Below are 15,247 nucleotides of genomic sequence, written 5' to 3' on the forward strand. Positions count from 1 at the left end.
TAACGGTGTATCCGGCGGTTTCTTTTAGTAGCTTTCAGCGGCCGGGAATCGGTCGCTGAAAGTGATGGCGAAGGCGTTCAAAGCGGGCTTCCAACGCACGGCCCATCGGGTCTTGCCGGCACCGGTCGGATCGAGGGATCGGGTGACCAGATACAGGCACTTTAGCGCAGCCTGCTCGGTGGGGAAATGACCCCGGGCCTTCACGGCGCGCCGGTACCTGGCGTTGAGGGATTCGATCGCATTGGTCGAGCAGATCACGCGCCGGATTTCCACGTCATAGTCCAGGAACGGGATGAACTCCTCCCACGCGTTCTCCCACAGCCGCACGATGGCCCCGTATTTCTTGCCCCAGCGCTCGGTGAGCTCCTCGAACGCCGCCCTGGCGGCCGCAGCGTTCACGGCGGTGTAGATGGGCTTCACGTCCCGTTTGAGCGCGTCCCAGTCCTTCTTCGAGGCCAGGCGGAAGGTATTGCGGATCAGGTGGATGATGCAGGTCTGCACGGTTGTCAGCGGCCAGACGTTGGTGACGACTTCGGGCAGGCCTTTGAGGCCGTCGCAGACCAGGAAGAAGGTGTCTTTCACGCCGCGGTTCTTGATGTCGGTGAGCACGCTCATCCAGAACTTCGCGCCCTCACCGCCGGTGCCGGCCCACAGGCCGAGGATGTCCTTCTCACCCTCCAGCGTCACGCCGATCGCGGCGTAGACGGGCCGGTTGGCGACCTGCCCGTCGCGGACCTTGACGACGATGGCGTCGATGAAGATCGCCGCGTAGACCTCATCCAGCGGCCGGTTTTGCCACGCGGCCATCTCGTCGAGCACCCTGTCGGTGATCCGCGAGACGGTCTCCTTTGACACGGACGCACCGTAGATCTCGGCGAAGTGCGCGCTGATTTCCCCGGTGGTCAGGCCCTTGGCATAGAGCGACAGGACCATCTCATCGACACCGGTCAGGCGGCGCTGACGCTTCTTGACGATGACCGGTGAGAAGGTCCCTTCCCGGTCCCGCGGCACGTCCACCTCCACCGGGCCCGTGGTCTCCGTCAGCACCGTTTTTGGGCGCACGCCGTTGCGGGAATTCGCGGTCTGCTTCCCTGCCGTATCGTGCTTTTCATATCCGAGATGCTCGGTCATTTCCTCATCGAGCGCGGTCTCGATCACGGTCTTGGTCAGCTGCTTGAGCAGACCGTCCGGCCCGGTCAGGGACAGGCCCTGTTCCTTCGCCATTCTGACCAGCTCGCGCGCAGCGTCGCCCTCGGATACTTCTGTCTTCTTTTCAGCGGTTTTCGTACTCGGCACAGCCTCAAGTGTTGCGGCCATATCGGGCTCCTCCCCGCCAGGCTTACCGCCCGGCGTGTCGAGCCGGATACACCGTTATTTCCACAGTCCCGGATGGGCCAAAAAAGCCTGGGCAAAGGCCAAGATCGTGATAAAGGTAACGAAGAAGGTCGCTGCTAGAACTTCTAAGAACGTTAGAGCCTGGGCTAGGAGCTCCGCCGGTAAGGCGCTGGCGGGTAACCTGAGCTTCGCGTCGAACCTGGTTGGCATGATCCCTGGTCCTTGGGGCGTAGTCGGGGCCATCGCGCTAAGCGGTGCATCGTCGATGGTTGGCCATCTCGGGGGCGACAAGAATGCCCGCAAAAAATTCCTCGTCTCAGTGGCGGGCACGCTGACTTTCGCGGGCAAGGCCAAGGCTGTATCTCATGCCGTGAAGGCCATGGGAGGCTGGGCATCGCGAAGCACCAGGGCTGGAACGATTGCGTATACAAGTGCGGCTTCGTTTTCCGTTGGCTATGCGTCCAGTCGGTAGTTCCGAGATGAGACCGCCGCTTATGGGATGCATAGGACGAGAGGGCTTGGTATGGACGCTTCCGCGCTAGTGGTTGTGGCTGCCGCGATTTCGGTTGCCATCGTCGTCGGGAGCTGCGTGTGGGCCAGCCGGCGGACCATAGGCTACGTGCAGTGCCTGCTTGGGTTGTTTTTCGTCTACGCCGGCCCGCTGGCAGCGGCTTGGACCGCTGACTACGATTTCGACGAGACGGCGACTACGGGGGGGACCCTCTTGAGTGTGAGCGCCGCCCTGTTGCTGGGATCCGCCCTTCGCCCGATTCGACCCATCATCTACATGGCGAATCTTGTCGCGTTGAGGTTCGAGATCAAGGAATCTCCCGACTACGAGGAGAACAAGACAGCCAGGAGGGAGACGCGCTGGTACGCCTTGGCGGCGGCAATCTTGTTCGTCGTCTTGAGCTTCACGACCTTGCCCGCGCTTGATGCCGCAATCAGAGCCGGCTGAACGTTTTCGGACGCATACAGTGGCCGGCAACGAAACCTAGCGTAATTCGCAACTCGGCACGTGGTTGTATACGAACGGATCGTCAGCTGCGGTCAGCTTCGCCATCGGCAGGTAGTCGCAGCACGGTGCCCGATCGTCTGTTGCACGGCCCACTAGGAGTCAGTGACATGCTCGTACAGATCTTCTTTCTTGTGGCCGCGGTCATCAGCCTCGGTTTCGTTGCGGTCAGTTGCCTTCGAGCCAGCCGAGAGGGCATTGGCTATGCGGCCTGCCTTTGGGCGTTGCTCGCCGCCTACGGCATACCGTTGCTCACACGGCTGAAGTTCGATGACTCATTCGACAATGTAGTGTTCGTCTCAGCCACGACGCTGTCAGTCAGCGGCGCGTTGACTCTCGGCTCGGTCTTCCGCCCGATTCGCGTCGTCATCTACCTGTTCTACCTCATGGGCGCCCGGTTCACCGGAGGTGCAGGGACGCCGGAACACGAAATCAACCGAGCCGCCCGGAAGGAGAACCTCTGGTACGCCGTGGCGGCTGCCGTTCTCTACACGGTCTTCTACTTTACGACTCTGCTGGGATTCGAGTCGATGGTGACTGGGACCTAATCCCAATGCCGTTCGGGACTGTACGTTCAACGGTGAAGCTCCGATCGACGAGGAGCGCGATGAGGGAGCCGGTTGAGTCGGCCCCGGCGGCTGTCCGGGATGAAGCCGGGGCGGCCGCGGGCGGCGCCCAGTAGCGTGGTCTACCAGCCCCGGTCCACGACCTGTCGAGCGGGCAGGGTCGCCCGTGCGGCGGCGGCCCCTACTGCGCGCCGGCGGAGGCGGCCCGGCCGAGAAGCGCCTCCGCGGATTCCCATTCGCTGATCTTGCAGCCGTCCGTCAGGCTGAAGGTCTTGTCCACGTTCTGCCCGTCGATCTTTCCGTAGGCGCGCGCCGTCTGCGGGCCGAGGATCATCTGCGTGCACATCTGGTCCTGGTTCGGCAGACGCAGGAACACGATCAGGCCGCTCTGCGCGAGGAAGGAGCACGCGTCCTCGGCCGTGGGGTGATCGGTCCCGTCGGCGGGGAGGCCGCCCGAGCAGACCACGCGGTAGCTCGTGCCGACGTCCGTGCCATCCGGCATGATGTCCACCGTCACGTCCGTGTCCGGCGCGTCGGCGGAGGAGCCCGGGGCGGGTGAGGTCGGCGCCGGGGAGGTCTCCCCCGTCCCCGGGGCGGGGGTCGTGGCCGGCGTCGAGCCGGGGGCCGACGTCCCGGGAGCAGAGGTCCCCGGGGTCGCGGATGTCGTGGCGCCGCCTCCCGGGCCGCCGCCGGCGCACGCGGCGAGCAGCAACACGGAGGAGAGCATCAGCGCGGCGGCCCCGGCCCTCACGACCGGCTCCCCGCAACGGGCCGCGCGGCACCGGCGAGGTGCTCGACGGCGTCCAGCAGCCGCCCCCGCAGTTCCTGCGCGCGCTCGGCGAATCCGCGCTGGAGCTCGACGTACCGGGCCTTGCCGGCGGGCGTCTCGATCCGGAGGGGCTCGTAGCCCCACTCGGCGAGGTCGTAGGGCGATGCCTGCATGTCCATGGTTCGAATCTCCCACGCCAGCTCGAAACAGTCCATGACCAGTTCGCTGTGAATCGCCGGGGTGAGCTTGTAGGCCCACTTGTAGAGGTCCATGTTGGCGTGGAGGCAGCCGGGCTGCTCGAGCTCGCGTTGGGTCTCGCGCGTGGGCTGGAGCTCGTTGAGCGGGGCCGCCTGCGGGGCGTAGAAGCGGAACGCGTCGAAGTGCGTGCAGCGGATCCGGTGCTCCTCCACGACGCGGTCCGTCCCTCCGGCGCCGAGCCTCAGGGGCAGGTACTCGTGGCGGATCCCGTTCTCCTCCGAGCGGTAGGCCATGGCCCACTCGTGCAGGCCGAAGCAGGAGAGCTGGGCCGGGCGCGCCGCGGTCCCCGCGAGGATGACGCGGGCGAAGTCCACGGCCTCCCGCCGCGCCTCGAGGAAGGCGGCGGCGTCGAGGACCAGGCCGGAACCCGCCCGGCCCGCCTCCTCCGGCGGGGCCGTGCGGTAGAACTTCCAACCGGCCCGTTCCGTGTCCGCCGCGTCGAGCAGGACGACGCCGGCGCCCGGGTGCCAGCGCTGCAGCTGGCCGGGCTTCTGGGTGTAGTAGGTGAAGAGGAAGTCCTCCACCGGGTGCTTGCGCCCCGCGTGCCGGCGCTCGATGAACGGCGCGGCGAAGCGTTCCACACGCGCGGCGTGGGCGCGTTCCCGGGCACGCCACTGCTCCGCGCCCAGGACGTCGAAGGCGTCGAAGGCGTCGAGGGTGCGCGCGGTGGCGGGATCGGCGGGGGAGGGCACCCCACCATTATCCGGCACGGCCGGGGACGGACGGGTCTAGCGGCCCGTGCCGCCGTAGACCGTCGCCTCGTCCTCGGAGTCGAGGTCGAACGCGGCGTGGACGGCGCGCACCGCGGCGTCGAGCTTGTCCGCGTGCGTGACCACCGAGATGCGGATCTCGGACGTGGAGATCATGTCCACGTTCACGCCCGCGAGGTGCAGGGCGTCGAAGAAGCGGTAGGAGACGCCCGGGTTGGAGCGCATGCCGGCGCCGATGAGCGAGAGCTTGCCGATCTCGTCGTCGTACTCGATCTCCTCGAAGCCGATGTCCGCCTGCGCGGCGCGCAGCGCGGCCAGGGCGTCGCGGCCCTCGACGACGGGCAGGGTGAAGGAGATGTCCGTCTTGCCGGAGCCGTGCGTGGAGACGTTCTGCACGATCATGTCGATGTTCGAGTGCGCGCCGGCGATGACGCCGAAGATCTGCGCGGCCTTGCCGGGGATGTCCGGGACGCCGACCACGGTGACCTTGGCCTCGGAGCGGTCGTGGGCGACGCCGGAGATGATGGGCTGTTCCAAGGGTTCTCCCTCTTGAATCTTGATCTGGTCGTCGGGGCTCGGCAGCACCCAGGTGCCTTCGTGGTTGCTGAACGAGGAGCGCACGTGCAGCGGGACGCCGAAGCGCCGCGCGTACTCCACGCAGCGCAGGTGCAGGATCTTGGCTCCGGACGCCGCCATCTCCAGCATCTCCTCGCTCGAGATCCTGTCGATCTTCTGCGCGCTGGGGACGATCCGCGGATCCGCCGTGTAGACGCCGTCGACGTCGGTGTAGATCTCGCAGACGTCCGCATCCAGGGCGGCGGCGAGCGCCACGGCCGTCGTGTCCGAGCCGCCGCGGCCCATCGTGGTGATGTCGTTGGATTCCTTGCTCATGCCCTGGAAGCCGGCCACGATCGCCACGTAGCCGCGGTCGATCGCGCGGCGCACGCGCTGCGGGGAGACGTCGATGATGCGGGCCTTGCCGTGGATCGAGTCGGTGATCATGCCGGCCTGGCTGCCCGTGAAGGACACGGCCTGGCCGCCGAGGCCGTTGATGGTCATGGCCAGGAGCGCCATCGAGATGCGTTCGCCCGCGGAGAGGAGCATGTCCATCTCGCGCGCCGGCGGGGCCTCGGTGAGCTGGCCGGCGAGGTCCAGGAGCTCGTCGGTCGTGTCGCCCATCGCGGAGACCACCACGACGACGTCGTTTCCGGCGTCGCGGGTCGCGAGGACACGGCGGGCCACGCGTTTGATGCCCTCGGCATCCGAGACGGAGGAACCGCCGAACTTCTGGACAATCAGGCTCATGCCTTCGCACACTCCACGGGGGTGGTCGGGGTCGGGGGCCGTGCCGTCCGGGCACGTGCCGTCACAGTCTAGCGACGGGGCTTCGGCGCGGCCGAACTCCATGACCGCAGGGGGTCACATTGGCGGGGCAAAGATCATCCCTGGGTAGCTGTCCGGAGCCGATCGGCGGCCCGTAGCGTGGTGCGTGGAATCGAGAATCCACGGCAGCGGTTCCAGAAAGGCCGGTCCCCGTGTCCACCACCCAGCACGCATCCGACGGGCGCTTCCCCGGCGGCGGCATCATCGCGAGCGGCCTCGCCCGCAGCTTCGGCCCCGTCCAGGCGGTCGCCTCCATGGACTTCAGCGCGCCCCCCGGACAGGTCACCGCGCTCATCGGTCCCAACGGCTCCGGCAAGACGACGCTGCTGCTCATGCTCGCCTCGCTGCTCCGCCCCGACGCCGGCACGATCTCGATCTGCGGCATCGACCCCGTCGAGCGTCCGCGCGACGTCCGCGCGCTGCTCGGCTGGATGCCGGACACGCTCGGCGTGTGGGAGGCGTTGACCGCGCGGGAGATCCTCACGACCGTCGGCAAGCTCTACGGCAAGGACGCCGCCGCCGCGCGGGAACGGGCGGACGAGCTCCTGGACCTCGTCAAGCTCGGCGGCTACGCCCACCAGCCGGCCCGGGTGCTCTCCCGCGGACAGCAGCAACGCCTGTCCCTGGCCCGCGCGCTCGTGAACGACCCTGCCGTGCTCCTGCTCGACGAGCCCGCCTCCGGGCTGGATCCGGGGGCCCGGATCGACTTGCGCAACCTCCTGCGGCGCTTCGCCGCCGAGGGGCGCACCGTCGTCGTCAGCTCCCACGTCCTCTCCGAGCTCGATGAGATCGCCGACCGCGCCGTGTTCGTCTCCACGGGGCGCACCATCCGCGAGCAGTCCGTGGATGAGGCCGGGGCGCAGTCCCGCCGCTACGGCATCCAGGGGCTCGACGTCCGCGCGCTCATGGAGGCGCTCGGCAAGGCCGGCGTCCGCTACGGGCTGCCGGAATCGCAACGCCGCAACGGGGTGACGGTGCAGCTCGCCTCGGAGGCCGAGGCCGCCGCGCTCCTGCGCACGCTCGTCTCCGCGGGGGTCGCCGTGACCGCCTTCGCACCCGCCTCCGGGGCCCTGGAGGAGACCTACTTGAGCACCATGTCCAGCAACGGGGAGGCGGAGCGATGAGCACCACGATGGAACAGGGCCGCACCGCGCCGGGCACCCCGGACGGCCCGCGTCTGGGCTACCTCTCGGGGATCCTGACCGTCTTCGAGCTGGAGATGAAGCAGCGGATCCGCTCGCGCGCCTGGTACGTCATGCTGGCCGTCTGGTTCGCGGTCATCGCCCTCGTCACGGGGCTCGCCGCCTACACGGCGGGGTTCGACGAGGGCACCGGGCAGGTGATGTTCGAGCTCGTCGTCGGGTTCGTGCTGTTCTTCGGGTTCCTCGTCGTCCCCGCCCTCTCGGCGAACTCGATCACGGGCGACCGTGCCGGCGGGACGCTCGCGATCCTGCAGAACACGCTCCTGACCCCGGGACAGATCGTGCTCGGGAAGTGGCTCGCCGCCTGGGTCGCGGCGCTCGGCTTCCTGGTCGCCGCCGTCCCGATGATCGCCTGGGCCATGTCCTACGGCGACGTGTACCTGCCCGCCGTGCCGGTGTTCCTGCTGCTCGCGGCCGTCGAGCTGGGCATCGCGTGCGCGATCGGCGTCGGGGTCTCCGCCCGCTCCAACCGGCCGCTCTTCGCGATCGTGGCCTCCTACCTCCTCGTCGCCCTGCTGGGCCTGGGCACCGTGATCGCCTACGGGCTCAGCTACCGGCTCGTCGAGTCGACCGCCGTGGTGCACACCCAGGTCTTCCCCAACGACCCGTGGTCCAACGTCGAGTACGACGCCGAGGGCCGGGTCCTGGGGGAGGACGGAGAGCCGCTGAACTCGGCAGAGGAGCAGGCGTTCTTCGAAGAGATCGACCGCAAGTACCAGGACCCGGCCATCGACACTGAGTACTACGTGTGCTCGAGCCAGGGCGGCGTGCAGCCCGTCTTCCATACGGAGCGGATCACGTGGCTGTTGGCCGCGAACCCCTTCGTCGTCGTGGCCGACGCCGTGCCGCAGCGGGAACGCGACCCGGAGAGCTGGGGGGCAGAGGGTCCCATGGCGGCGATCAGCCAGGGCGTGCGGATGTCCCAGGCGGGACCGGCCGCGACGACCCCCTGCCTCGACGGCGTCAAGCGCGAGCCCACGGACCTGTCGGGGCAGCCGCCGATCTGGCCGCTCGGGCTCGGGCTGCAGCTGCTCCTGGCCGGTGGGCTCATGTTCAGTGGACGACGCCGGCTGGCCACCCCCGCGGGCAAGCTCGCCACGGGCACCCGGATCGCCTGAGGCGCGCCGAGCCCCGCCCGGGAGCAACGTCGACGCCCCGGCCTCTCTGCAATGCGGAGGGGCCGTGGCGCGTCCCGGGGTTCCGATCGCCCTCGACGAGTGCAGTTGATAATAAAACTCATACGTTGCCTTATCGCTCATAAAGCAAACTCCCAGTATGCTTGGCATGGGAGGAAGTCATGGATGAAGCGCGTCGGATGGGCGAGCACCTGCGTCAGTGGCGCATCGTGCTCGGCCTCAGCCAGGAACTCGCCGCGGAGCGCGCCGATGTCTCGCTGCCGACGCTGCGGCGGGTAGAAAAGGGGGATCCCGGCGTCAAGCTCGGCAGCTTCCTGGCCGTCGCCCGGGTCCTGAACGTCGCGGAGGGCATCGTCGTGGCCACGGACCCGCTCGAGACCGAGCTGGGCCGGCTGCGCGCTCCGCTCCTGGGCCGCCAGCGCGCCCGCCGGCGGACGCCATGAGCTTCGAGGTCTGGATCGACGAGCGGCATGTCGGTGATTGCAGGGTTGACACGCGGCCCGGCCACCAGTTCGAGTCGCTGACCTTCACCTATCGCGACGATTGGCTCGCGGACCCGCGCGGCTTTGCCATCTCCCCGGACCTCCCGTTGCAGCGGGGTCCCCATACCCCCGCAACGCACCGCTCCGTTTTTCTGGCGTTCGACGATGCCTCCCCGGACGAGTGGGGCCGTCGCCTGATGGAGGCGGACCGACGGCGTCGGGCGAGGTCCGAGGCGCAGCCCTTCAAGGCGGCGACGGAGATCGAGCGGCTCTTGGCTGTGGACGACAGGACGCGGCAGGGCGCCCTGAGGTTCCGTCAGGGCGGCGTGTTCCTCGCCGCCGACGGCCACCACGCCGGTCTTCAGGATCTCGACCGCTTGGTACGGGCGGCCCAGAGCTTTGCCGACACGGGCGAGGTCGACGATGAGGTGCAGAAACTCATCTGCGTTGGATCCTCGCCCGGCGGTGCCCGCCCGAAGGCGTGGATCCTGGACCCTGATGGGCACACGTTGCTTGCCAAGTTCCCGCGCACTGCGGACCATTGGGACGTCTCGGCGTGGGAGCTCGCTGCCATCCTCCTCCAGAAGCGGGCCGGAATTCGCACCCAGCCTTCGCGGGCCGTCGATCTCGGCGGAGGACGCCACGTGTTCCTGACCCGCCGCTTCGATCGGGAGGGTGGCAGGCGAATTCCCTACCTGAGCTTCCGCACGGCCTTCGCGCTCGGGCCGCATGAGCTCCCGGACTACGCGACCTTGGCGTCGAGGGTCGCCTCCCTGTCCTCCCGTCCCAACGAGGACGCCGCGGAACTCTTCTCACGAGCCGCCTTCGGAGTGATGGTCAACAACATCGACGACCACATGCGAAACCACGGGCTTCTCCATGACGGAACGGGCTGGAGGCTGGCGCCGTCCTTCGACGTCAACCCATCCAGGTTCGGGACTTCCGGCACGCCGCTGACCCCTGAGGATGACCCTGCGGACCGCGATGTCCGGCTGCTCGTCGAGCACGCCGATGCCTTCCGGCTCACCACTGGGCAGGCCGTGGAGCGGCTCGAAGCAGTTGCCCGGGCGGTCTCGGGGTGGAGGCAAGCGGCCGTCGACGCGGGAGTTGCCCCGGACGCGCTCGATTCGATGTCCGGCGCTTTTGGCGGGGTCTCCCTTGAGCGGATCACGCGGCTGGCTTCGTCCCGCACGGGAGGTGGCCACGCGGCCGCGGGCGGAGAGGTCTGGGTCCGGCCGCATGTGCGGGGCGGGAGGGAAGTCGACGGGCACTTCCGCAAGCGGCGTCCCCGCTAGACGCCCGTGTTGTCAGCCGACCATGCTGCGGCGGCCCTCGAAGGCCCGGCCGAGCGTGACCTCGTCGGCGTACTCGAGGTCGCCGCCGACGGGCAGGCCCGAGGCGAGTCGGGAGACCTTGATGCCGAGGGACTGCATGAGCCGGGCCAGGTAGGTCGCCGTCGCCTCGCCCTCGAGGTTGGGGTCGGTGGCGATGATGACCTCTTGGATCGTGTCGTCGTGAAGCCGGGTCAGCAGCTCGCGGATATGCAGCTGGTCCGGGCCGATGCCGCCGATCGGATTGATGGAGCCTCCGAGCACGTGGTAGCGGCCGCGGAAGCTGCGCGTGCGTTCCACGGCCATGACGTCCTTGGATTCCTCGACGACGCACAGGACGGTCCGGTCGCGTCGTTCGTCGCGGCAGATGTTGCACGTCTCCTGCTCCGAGACGTTGAAGCAGATCGAGCAGAACTTGACCTTGTCCTTGACGGCACGGATCGCCTCGGCGAGCCGGTCGGTGTCCTCGCGGTCGGCGTCGAGGATGTGGAACGCGATGCGCTGGGCCGACTTCGGCCCGATGCCGGGCAGGCGTCCGAACTCGTCGATCAGTTCCTGGACTGCGCCTTCGTACACAAGACCTCACACTGCTTGGGGGTGTCCACGATGACGGGCACCGTCAGGTGATGGGGCTGCCGTCGGGCCGCCTTTCCTCGATCAGGCGTCCGTTGAGGATGCGCTCGATCGCCGGGCGGCCGACCACGCCGGATTCCTCGATGGTGATGTCATCGTCGCTGGGGATGTCCTCAACGTACGTCGAGTCTACGGCGTTCGGGCGGCCAAAGCGCCCCCCCGGGCCCTGCGGCCCGGCGGGCGCCGGCTGCTGGGTGCGGGCCGGGGCTCCGGCGCCGCCCTGGGACTGGCTGAGCAGCTGCTGGTAGCGGCTCATCCGCTTCTGCCCGCCCGGTGCCGGCGCGTCCGACGCCGGTGCCTCCGTGGCCGCGCCGCTTCCGGTGGACCCGGGGGACTGGAACGACGGCGGCAGGGCGGAACCGGCCCAGGCCGGCGGCGGGATGGGCGTCTGGTCCCGCGGCGGCGCGGGAGCGGTCTCCACGGCGGGACCGGGGGCCGGGGGCTCCTCGTCGAGGGGCGTCGGGACGTCGTCCGGGGTCCAGTCGTAGCCGCCGTCGTCCTCGGGCTCGACCGGCCACCCGCCCTCGGGCTCGTCCGTCAGCGGCTGGACCCGGCGTTCCGGGGCGGCCACAGGTGCTGGCGCGGGCACGGGCGCGCTTCGTGCCTCCTGTCGCACGGGCGCGCTGGGTCCCTGCTGGCGGACGGGCGCGCTGGGTGCCTCCGGGCGGACGGGAGCAGTCGGTGTGGCGGCCGCCGGCGTGGGCCGGCGGTCAGCTTTTGGGCCCGAACCACCCGCCGGAGCGGAACCTCCCGGTGTCACGACGACCTCGCACTTGACGCCCAGCACCTCGTGGATGCACCACTGCAGGAGCCCGATGTTGTCCTGGCGGCTGGAGAAGTTGGTCAGTGCTCCCTGGTTGGCGAACGCCACGGTCAGGGTCCGCCCGTCGTAGCCGGCCACCGAGGCGTTCGGCTGCACGGCCATCCACACGAACTTCCGCTCGGTCTTGAGCTTGTCCATGATCTCGGGCCAGGCGCGGCGGAACATCTCCACCGAGCCGGCCGCGGATCCCTGGCCGGCCTGGGCTGGATTCGCCGCGGCGGCGTCCGTCGGCGCCGCGGCGGGGAGGTCGGAAGGCGCTGCGTCTCCCGGAGCGTCCACCGGGCGGCGGCCGGCGGGATCGCCGGAGCGGGCGGGTGCCTGGCCGTCTTGCTGCGCGGGACCCTGCGGCGGGCCTGCGTGTCCCGCGACGGGTGTCCGCTGCTGAGCGGAACCGGGTGTGTCGGCGGGATCGCCGGCTCCGGGGGAGGGGCGCCCGGGGGCGCCCTGGGTTCCGGTCTGGTGGGCCGCCGGCGCCGGCGCCGGGGTGGTGGGCTGACCGCTGGCGGCCGGAGCCTTCGGCTCGGGCCCGGGGTCGGGCACGGCGCCCCAGGTGCCGCCCCAATCGGGGGAGGGTTCCGGGCGGGGTGCAGCGGGGGTCGATGCCTCCGGCGCGGCGCCCGCCGGTGCGGCGGCCCCGGGCGTGGGAACATCCCTGCCCTGGGCGGAGCCCGGCGCTTCCGTGGCTTTGGCCGGTGCCTGCCGTGCGGGATGGCCGGCACCGCTACTCGGGGCGGGGGCCGCGGCCGCTTCCCCCGGGACCGCGGGTGCCGTCGGGGCGGTCGACGCCGCTGCGGCCGGGATGGCCACCGGGGCCTCCTCCGCGGGCCGCGATGGCGCGGGGGCGGCCGTGCCGCCCTGGCCGCGCGCCGCCCGCAGCGCCTCGCGGACCTGCGCCGCGCCCTGCTCGCGCGGCGACGCCGACTCCGACACCGCGGAGGGAACGGCACCCTGGCCGGACCCGGCGTCGTCCTCCGGAGTCCCCGGCCCGGCGACCGTGGCCGAGCCGCCGCCGTAGGCGAGCCGCCGCTCGATCCGGTCGATGCGCGCATTGGTGCCGCGCTCGCCGGCGTCCGAGGCGGGCAGGAGCAGGCGGGCGCACAACAGCTCCAGGTGCAGCCGCGGGCTCGTCGCCCCGGTCATGTCGGTGAGGGCCTGGTTGGTGACGTCCGCCGAACGGCTCAGTTCCGCCTGGCCGAGCTGCGTGGCCTGCTGGCGCATCCGGTTGAGCTGGTCCTCCGGCAGCCCGCGGATGATCTGGGCGGCGTTGTCCGGCATGGCCTTGACGATGATGAGGTCCCGGAAGCGCTCCAGGAGGTCTTCCACGAAGCGCCGCGGATCGTGGCCGGTCTGGATGACGCGGTCCACGGCGCCGAACACCGTCGCCGCGTCCTGGGCGGCCATGGCGTCCACGACGTCGTCCAGCAGCGAGGCATGCGTGTAGCCGAGCAGGGAGACCGCGAGCTCGTAGTCGAGCCCCGAGGGCCCGGCCCCGGCGATGAGCTGGTCCAGGACCGAAAGTGAGTCGCGGACCGAGCCGCCGCCCGCCCGGACGACGAGCGAGAGCACGCCCGGGGCCACCGGGACGCCCTCCTGCGTGCACAGCTTCTCGAGGTACGCCATGAGCGCCTCGGGCGGGACCAGCCGGAACGGGTAGTGGTGCGTGCGCGAGCGGATGGTGCCGATGACCTTGTCCGGCTCCGTCGTCGCGAAGATGAACTTGATGTGCTCCGGCGGCTCCTCGACGATCTTCAGCAGCGCGTTGAAGCCCGCCGACGTGACCATGTGCGCCTCGTCGATGATGAAGATCTTGTAGCGGTCGCGCACCGGGGCAAACGTGGCGCGCTCGCGCAGGTCGCGGGCATCGTCGACGCCGCCGTGGGAGGCCGCGTCGATCTCGATGACGTCGAGCGAGCCGGGGCCGCCCGTGGCCAGTTCGACGCAGCTCTCGCAGGCGCCGCACGGTGTGGGCGTGGGGCCCTGGGCGCAGTTCAGGCAGCGGGCCAGGATGCGCGCCGACGTCGTCTTGCCGCAGCCGCGCGGGCCGGAGAAGAGGTAGGCGTGGTTGACGCGGTTCTTCTCGAGGGCCGACATGAGGGGTGTGGTGACATGCTCCTGCCCGATCACGTCGGCGAAGGCGTCCGGCCGGTAGCGGCGGTAGAGGGCTGTACTCACACGAAGCACCCTATCGGTTGTCGGCGAGGGGGCGCACCCTCAGCGGCCCGCTGTGAGGGGCGGGTAGAGCCACGGCTCGCGCGGCAGCGAGCCCGGGTCGAAGGCGTCCGCGAGCTCGGCCAGGGGGGCGTCGGGCAGGCCCAGGGAGTCCAGCAGGAGCCCGCGGACCCCGGCCGCTCCGACGCCGTCGCGCGCGAGGTCGGCGAGCGTCACCGAGCCGTCCCGCTTGGCCAGCCGCCGCCCCTCGCGGTTGAGTACGAGCGGCACGTGCGCGTACGCGGGCACCGCGGCTCCGAGCAGCCCGGCCAGGTAGGCCTGCCGCGGCGCGGAGCTGAGCAGGTCGTCGCCCCGGACCACCTGGTCGACGCCCTGCAGCGCGTCGTCCACGACCACCGCGAGGTTGTAGGCCGGGACGCCGTCGTTGCGCAGGACCACGAAGTCGTCGACGGCGGCGGTGTAGTCGCCGTGCAGCGCGTCGGCCACGGTGAAGCGGACGACGTCGGTGCGGAGCCGGAGCGCTGCCGGGCGGTGGGCGCGGCGCTCCTGGCGCTGCGCCTCGGTGAGCCCGCGGCACGTCCCGGGGTAGGCGCCGGGCGCGGCGTGGGGTGCGGACGGCGCCTCGGCGATGTCTCGCCGCGTGCAGAAGCACTCGTAGAGCAGTCCGCGGGAACGCAGGGAATCAAGGGCGTCCGTGTAGCCCTCGAGGCGCTCGGTCTGGCGCTCCGCGGGTCCGTCCCAGTCCAGGCCGAGGGCGGCCAGATCGCGCAGCTGCTCCTCCTCGGCCCCGGCCCGGGCGCGGTCGAGGTCCTCGACGCGGAGCAGGAAGCCGCGGCCGGTGGAGCGGGCGAAGAGCCAGGCCAGCAGCGCGGTGCGGAGATTGCCCAGGTGCAGCTCGCCGGACGGGCTGGGGGCGAAGCGCCCTGCTCCCATGGCGGCCTCCTGGAACGATGGGCGGCAAGGTGGCGGAAACTTAAGGGCCCCTCATGCACCTGCCAGAGCCCGCCTACCCTTGCTACCTTCCGGTCCTGGGGGAGTTCGGCGGGATGACACCACATGAGGGGCCGACAAATAGTCTACCCGACCGGCGCGGGCGGCAGCGCGTCCGGAGCCGATTCGGCGCTGCGGGAATCTTCCGGTAAGCTGAAGCCTGCCCTTTTGGGGCACATCTGGAGGATTCGCCTAGCGGCCTATGGCGCACGCCTGGAACGCGTGTTGGGTTCACGCCCTCGGGGGTTCAAATCCCCCATCCTCCGCGGATGCAAAAGCGGCTCCGACTAGGACTTTCCTAGACGGGGCCGCTTTTGCTTTGGGCCGTGGAGCGCTTCGTGCGGACAGGGCCGGGTCCGGGAACCGGCGGGCGGCCCGCCGTCGAGGGGGCGGAGCGGCACTGAACGGCGCGCTTGCCACATCCGGCGGATTGGTCCCTTTACAA

13 protein-coding genes, 1 tRNA gene and 1 other RNA gene are annotated in these 15,247 nt (G+C 70.1%); 7 read left to right on the forward strand and 8 right to left on the reverse strand.

Translation table 11 applies throughout. From position 1 onward, the window contains the following. Window positions 1–24: 24 nt before the first annotated feature. The gene (locus AC0QR5_RS14380) at window positions 25–1,317 is read right to left on the reverse strand and encodes an IS256 family transposase (protein ID WP_400588025.1); all 1,293 of its coding nucleotides are present in this window, start codon (window positions 1,315–1,317) and stop codon (window positions 25–27) included. A 541-nt stretch (window positions 1,318–1,858) separates the two neighbouring features. Between AC0QR5_RS14380 and AC0QR5_RS14385 the strand changes: the two genes are divergently transcribed. Both AC0QR5_RS14385 and AC0QR5_RS14390 read left to right on the forward strand, forming a co-directional pair. After that, window positions 1,859–2,293 (forward strand): hypothetical protein, encoded by a 435-nt coding sequence (locus tag AC0QR5_RS14385; protein ID WP_329862228.1) that lies wholly within the window; start codon window positions 1,859–1,861, stop codon window positions 2,291–2,293. A gap of 167 nt (window positions 2,294–2,460) precedes the next feature. Further along, window positions 2,461–2,898: a hypothetical protein gene (locus AC0QR5_RS14390; RefSeq protein WP_329862227.1), complete on the forward strand. Its 438-nt coding sequence runs from the start codon at window positions 2,461–2,463 to the stop codon at window positions 2,896–2,898. Window positions 2,899–3,097: 199 nt separating this feature from the next. Here AC0QR5_RS14390 and AC0QR5_RS14395 read toward each other — a convergent pair whose 3' ends face one another. The 3 genes from AC0QR5_RS14395 to AC0QR5_RS14405 are packed head-to-tail and all read right to left on the reverse strand — an operon-like array spanning window position 3,098 to window position 5,958. Then, window positions 3,098–3,667, reverse strand: coding sequence for a hypothetical protein (locus tag AC0QR5_RS14395; protein ID WP_329862226.1), 570 nt, complete (start codon window positions 3,665–3,667; stop codon window positions 3,098–3,100). Continuing rightward, entirely contained in the window at window positions 3,664–4,635 is a 972-nt protein-coding gene (locus AC0QR5_RS14400) for a 3-methyladenine DNA glycosylase (RefSeq protein WP_430970741.1), read from the reverse strand. Before AC0QR5_RS14400 ends, AC0QR5_RS14395 begins: the two co-directional genes overlap by 4 nt. Window positions 4,636–4,671: 36 nt before the next feature. Further along, complete coding sequence (locus tag AC0QR5_RS14405) at window positions 4,672–5,958, reverse strand: aspartate kinase (protein ID WP_329862225.1); 1,287 nt, start codon at window positions 5,956–5,958, stop codon at window positions 4,672–4,674. Window positions 5,959–6,188: 230 nt separating this feature from the next. On the opposite strand from AC0QR5_RS14405, the gene AC0QR5_RS14410 reads away from it, so the two are divergent. From AC0QR5_RS14410 to AC0QR5_RS14425, 4 genes are all read left to right on the forward strand, one after another. Then, the gene (locus AC0QR5_RS14410) at window positions 6,189–7,160 is read left to right on the forward strand and encodes an ABC transporter ATP-binding protein (protein ID WP_430970740.1); all 972 of its coding nucleotides are present in this window, start codon (window positions 6,189–6,191) and stop codon (window positions 7,158–7,160) included. Further along, on the forward strand, window positions 7,157–8,356 hold the full coding sequence (locus tag AC0QR5_RS14415) for an ABC transporter permease (protein ID WP_329862224.1): 1,200 nt from the start codon (window positions 7,157–7,159) through the stop codon (window positions 8,354–8,356). The genes AC0QR5_RS14410 and AC0QR5_RS14415 overlap by 4 nt, the downstream gene beginning before the upstream one ends. A 179-nt stretch (window positions 8,357–8,535) precedes the next feature. After that, window positions 8,536–8,817, forward strand: a complete 282-nt coding sequence (locus tag AC0QR5_RS14420; RefSeq protein WP_329862223.1) for a helix-turn-helix transcriptional regulator — start codon at window positions 8,536–8,538, stop codon at window positions 8,815–8,817. Then, window positions 8,814–10,151 (forward strand): type II toxin-antitoxin system HipA family toxin, encoded by a 1,338-nt coding sequence (locus AC0QR5_RS14425; protein ID WP_329862222.1) that lies wholly within the window; start codon window positions 8,814–8,816, stop codon window positions 10,149–10,151. The genes AC0QR5_RS14420 and AC0QR5_RS14425 overlap by 4 nt, the downstream gene beginning before the upstream one ends. 12 nt (window positions 10,152–10,163) lie before the next feature. On the opposite strand, the gene recR is transcribed toward AC0QR5_RS14425, so the two are convergent. The 4 genes from recR to ffs form a co-directional block, all read right to left on the reverse strand. Then, the gene (gene recR, locus AC0QR5_RS14430) at window positions 10,164–10,763 is read right to left on the reverse strand and encodes a recombination mediator RecR (protein WP_329862221.1); all 600 of its coding nucleotides are present in this window, start codon (window positions 10,761–10,763) and stop codon (window positions 10,164–10,166) included. Between the two features lie 43 nt (window positions 10,764–10,806). Then, entirely contained in the window at window positions 10,807–13,815 is a 3,009-nt protein-coding gene (locus AC0QR5_RS14435; protein WP_329862220.1) for a DNA polymerase III subunit gamma and tau, read from the reverse strand. Window positions 13,816–13,854: 39 nt separating this feature from the next. Continuing rightward, entirely contained in the window at window positions 13,855–14,745 is an 891-nt protein-coding gene (gene gluQRS / locus AC0QR5_RS14440) for a tRNA glutamyl-Q(34) synthetase GluQRS (RefSeq protein WP_329862219.1), read from the reverse strand. A 39-nt stretch (window positions 14,746–14,784) separates the two neighbouring features. Continuing rightward, window positions 14,785–14,881: signal recognition particle sRNA small type (gene ffs / locus AC0QR5_RS14445), an RNA gene on the reverse strand. A gap of 102 nt (window positions 14,882–14,983) precedes the next feature. Between ffs and AC0QR5_RS14450 the strand changes: the two genes are divergently transcribed. Continuing rightward, a tRNA-Ser gene (locus AC0QR5_RS14450) sits at window positions 14,984–15,068 on the forward strand. Window positions 15,069–15,247 lie beyond the last annotated feature (179 nt).

The sequence above is a fragment of the Arthrobacter sp. J156 genome, from assembly GCF_056172865.1.

Excerpts from the sequence above, each read along its gene's own strand:
- AC0QR5_RS14385 (WP_329862228.1), top strand. The coding sequence starts at position 1,859 with ATGGACGCTTCCGCGCTAGTGGTTGTGGCTGCCGCGATTTCGGTTGCC.
- AC0QR5_RS14415 (WP_329862224.1), top strand. The coding sequence starts at position 7,157 with ATGAGCACCACGATGGAACAGGGCCGCACCGCGCCGGGCACCCCGGAC.
- AC0QR5_RS14405 (WP_329862225.1), bottom strand. The coding sequence starts at position 5,958 with ATGAGCCTGATTGTCCAGAAGTTCGGCGGTTCCTCCGTCTCGGATGCC.
- gluQRS (WP_329862219.1), bottom strand. The coding sequence starts at position 14,745 with ATGGGAGCAGGGCGCTTCGCCCCCAGCCCGTCCGGCGAGCTGCACCTG.
- AC0QR5_RS14420 (WP_329862223.1), top strand. The coding sequence starts at position 8,536 with ATGGATGAAGCGCGTCGGATGGGCGAGCACCTGCGTCAGTGGCGCATC.
- AC0QR5_RS14390 (WP_329862227.1), top strand. The coding sequence starts at position 2,461 with ATGCTCGTACAGATCTTCTTTCTTGTGGCCGCGGTCATCAGCCTCGGT.
- AC0QR5_RS14425 (WP_329862222.1), top strand. The coding sequence starts at position 8,814 with ATGAGCTTCGAGGTCTGGATCGACGAGCGGCATGTCGGTGATTGCAGG.
- AC0QR5_RS14380 (WP_400588025.1), bottom strand. The coding sequence starts at position 1,317 with ATGGCCGCAACACTTGAGGCTGTGCCGAGTACGAAAACCGCTGAAAAG.